Origin of the sequence: Sphingosinicella sp. (assembly GCF_052388015.1) — a bacterium.
GTDB lineage: Bacteria > Pseudomonadota > Alphaproteobacteria > Sphingomonadales > Sphingomonadaceae > Allosphingosinicella.
This window is the reverse complement of record NZ_JBQTIN010000164.1, coordinates 1-3,096: the sequence shown is the minus strand read 5'-3', so window position 1 is coordinate 3,096 and position 3,096 is coordinate 1. Positions and strand designations below refer to the sequence as shown.

The 3,096-nt window shown below is 64.3% G+C and carries 4 protein-coding genes and 1 pseudogene; 2 read left to right on the top strand and 3 right to left on the bottom strand.

The window, feature by feature from the left end; genetic code table 11:
• Window positions 1–1,323 (top strand): 3-hydroxyacyl-CoA dehydrogenase NAD-binding domain-containing protein (locus ACT4N3_RS13290; RefSeq protein WP_444855707.1); only part of this gene is annotated, 1,323 nt, incomplete at its 5' end.
• Here ACT4N3_RS13290 and ACT4N3_RS13285 read toward each other — a convergent pair.
• Window positions 1,313–1,660 carry a hypothetical protein gene (locus ACT4N3_RS13285; protein WP_444855706.1) on the bottom strand — a complete coding sequence of 116 codons (348 nt, stop codon included), beginning with the start codon at window positions 1,658–1,660 and terminating at the stop codon, window positions 1,313–1,315. The genes ACT4N3_RS13290 and ACT4N3_RS13285 overlap by 11 nt on opposite strands.
• 138 nt (window positions 1,661–1,798) lie before the next feature.
• On the opposite strand from ACT4N3_RS13285, the gene ACT4N3_RS13280 reads away from it, so the two are divergent.
• Window positions 1,799–2,284 carry a YybH family protein gene (locus ACT4N3_RS13280; RefSeq protein ID WP_444855705.1) on the top strand — a complete coding sequence of 162 codons (486 nt, stop codon included), beginning with the start codon at window positions 1,799–1,801 and terminating at the stop codon, window positions 2,282–2,284.
• A gap of 31 nt (window positions 2,285–2,315) precedes the next feature.
• Here the strand turns inward: ACT4N3_RS13280 and ACT4N3_RS13275 are convergent, their stop codons facing one another.
• Together ACT4N3_RS13275 and ACT4N3_RS13270 are read right to left on the bottom strand one after the other, a co-directional pair.
• Window positions 2,316–2,744 carry a hypothetical protein gene (locus ACT4N3_RS13275; protein ID WP_444855704.1) on the bottom strand — a complete coding sequence of 143 codons (429 nt, stop codon included), beginning with the start codon at window positions 2,742–2,744 and terminating at the stop codon, window positions 2,316–2,318.
• Window positions 2,741–3,096: pseudogene (locus tag ACT4N3_RS13270) on the bottom strand (alpha/beta fold hydrolase); the annotation flags it as partial. The pseudogene ACT4N3_RS13270 and the gene ACT4N3_RS13275, both read right to left, overlap by 4 nt.

Genomic DNA, 3,096 nt, shown 5'->3' with positions numbered 1-3,096 from the left:
TATGCCGAAGGCGTGCTCGACGAGCGGCGGCTGTTCATGGAGCTGATGACCGGCAAGCAGGCCCGCGCGCAGCAATATTTCTTCTTCGCCGAGCGCAAGGCGGCGAAGATCGACGGCATTCCGGAGGAGACGCTGCCCCGCGAAATCAAGCGCGTCGGCGTGATCGGCGCCGGCACGATGGGCGGCGGCATTTCGATGAACTTCCTGTCCGCCGGCATCCCGGTGACGATCGTCGAGATGCAGCAAGAGGCGCTCGACCGGGGCACCGGCGTGATGCTCAGAAACTACGAGGCGACGGCCGCCAAGGGGCGGATGACCGCCGAACAGGTCGGCCAGGCGATGGGGTTGCTCAATCCCACGCTCGACCTCAATGCGCTCGCCGATTGTGACCTCATCATCGAGGCGGTGTTCGAGAATATGGACGTGAAGAAGAAACTCTTCACGAAGCTGGACGCGATCGCCAAGCCGGGCGCGATCCTCGCCTCCAACACCTCTTACCTCTCGATCGACGAGATCGCCTCTGTGACGAAGCGGCCGGAGGACGTGCTGGGCTTGCACTTCTTCTCGCCGGCCAATGTGATGAAGCTGCTCGAGGTGGTGCGCGGCGCGAAGACCCAGCCGGACGTGCTGGTGACGGCGATGCAGCTCGCCAAGAGGATCAAGAAAGTCGCGGTGGTGGCGGGCGTTTGCTACGGCTTCATCGGCAATCGCATGCTGATCCCGCGTCAGATGCAGGCGATGCAGCTGCTGCTCGAAGGCGCGACGCCGGAGCAGGTCGACCGGGTCCACGTCGAGTTCGGCATGCCGATGGGGCCGTTCCAGATGTCCGACCTCGCCGGGGTCGATATCGGCTGGCACCGCGACCCGACCCGGATCGAGAACATCCGCGACGCGCTTTGCGCGATCGACCGCTGGGGCCAGAAGAAGGGCGCCGGCTTCTACGATTATGACGAGAAAAGAAACCCCTCCCCTTCACCCGTCGTGCAGGGGATCATCGACGATTTCCGCGCCAAGGCCGGCGTCGAGAAGCGCGAGATCAGCGACCAGGAGATCATCGAGCGCACCCTCTACACGATGGTCAATGAAGGCGCCCTGATCCTGGAGGGCGGCTTCGCGCAGCGGGCGTCCGACATCGATGTCGTCTGGGTCTACGGCTATGGCTGGCCGGTCTACCGCGGCGGGCCGATGCACTGGGCGGACAGCGAGGGGCTAGACAAGATCGTCGCCGGGATCAGGAACCAGCTGCTGCGACTCGGGGCGGACTTCAACCTGTCCGACATGCTGGTGAAGAAGGCGGAGGCGGGCGAGAAGCTTACCCGCTGATCGCGCGCGGCAGCGCCGAGACCAGGGTCGTGGCCGCGATCAAGCCGACGATCACGGCCAGCTGAGCCCCGGACGCCGCGCCAGCGATCCCGGCAAGCGCCGCGAAAACAGTCATGACCATGTTGGTGGCGATCGTCGCCCAGCGCACGCCGGATGCTCTGGCGCCGTAGCTGCGATTGAGCAGGTTGAGGACGCCAGTCAGGACCAGCAGCAGGCCGCCGCTCGCGAACCAGATCGCGCGACTGTTGAACGCGTCGAAGAAGCGCGCGGTCGAGACGGTGTGGAACAGCCCCAGCAGGATGACCAGCAGCGCGAGGATCAGATAGATTCGGCGCATCGCCTTGTTCCCCATTGCGCAGGAATGATAGCAGCACGGCCAGCGGAGCGCACCGTTCACGCTGTGACTCGACACTTTTCGTCACCCCCAGCTTGTTTCAGGGTCCATTGGTCAACTGTCCGGACGGTGGAGGAATGGATGCTGAAACGAGTTCAGCATGACGGAAAATGGATGCGGCGGGAGATCCTCGCGCCGGTCTTCGCCCTGCTGCTCGCCGCACAGTCCCCGGCCTACAACCCGGCGGCCGAGGAAGCGGCGATCCGGCAGGTCATCGCGGACATGGAGGTGGCATGGAATCGTGGCGATTTCCGCGGCTATATGCAGGGCTTCCTCAACCCCGACGTGGTGTTCGTGTCGCGCGGCGAGTTCCAGCGCGACTGGCAGGGGACGCTCGACCATTATGTCCGCGATTATGGCGGCGACCCGGCGCGGCGCGGGCGGCTCCATTTCTTCGACATCCGCGTCCAGATGCTTTCGCCCGACGCCGCCCAGCTGATCGGCCGCTACCGCCTGGAAGGCGGCGTACGGCCGCAGGACGGGATTAACACCCGCCTGTTCCGCAAGGTGAACGGCCGCTGGGTGATCGCGCTCAACCATGTGAGTTCACGGGAGGTAGCGCGCTAACGCTTCCGATGGGAGGCGCCCTGACCCTCGATCAGTGAGTGATTTCGGGAGGCCTAAGCTGGCCTCTTAGTTGATGGGCAAAATAGTTTCCGTATTCGCCGCGATTGTCGAATGTGCTCTCCGAAAGCGGAGAATGCTTGGCAGCCATCGCCCGATCTATCATCCGACGACCCCGTGCTCGCCATCGCTCGTCAATCCCTAGAACGTAGCCACCTACCTCCGCCATAATTCCCGCGACGAACAGGAACTCGACGTCATCCGAACGCTCTCCGCCAAGATGAGCAAACACCTCGTGCCACAACGTATCGACGTCCTCATCGTCGGTCAGGTCGGTCAGAAACGGGGGTTCCGCCCAGTGCCACCACGCGAGAAACAGCAATTCGAGACCAGGTTCGCGGTCACGCTCTCCTTCGCGCCATCGGGCCTTGAGACCACGATATCGTTCTTCCAGGCTCGTCACTGCTCCGTCCGCCCGAGCAATTCCACAAGCTCCTGACGCCAGAAGCGGGCCCAGGTGTGGGTGCCGTGGCCGCGGGTTTCGGCGGTGGCGGGGATGAGGATGTAGCGGGCGGTGGGCATGCGCCGCGCCGCCGCCTCGGCGATGCCGTAGCCGGCGGGATTGATGAAATCGTCGGCGCTGTTGATCCAGGTCATGGGGACGCGGATTCGCTCCAGATTCGGCAGGGGATTGTAGGTCCGCGAGGCGTCGAGCTGGTAGATCAGGTCATTGGCGTCGCGGCTCGCCATGTCGCGCGTGACCCGCTCGACGATAAAAGCGTCGGCGGCCGCGCGGGTCGGATAGGCGACCTGGA

Coding starts and splice junctions, on each gene's coding strand:
- ACT4N3_RS13280 (WP_444855705.1), top strand. CDS start 1,799: ATGCTGAAACGAGTTCAGCATGACGGAAAATGGATGCGGCGGGAGATC.
- ACT4N3_RS13285 (WP_444855706.1), bottom strand. CDS start 1,660: ATGCGCCGAATCTATCTGATCCTCGCGCTGCTGGTCATCCTGCTGGGG.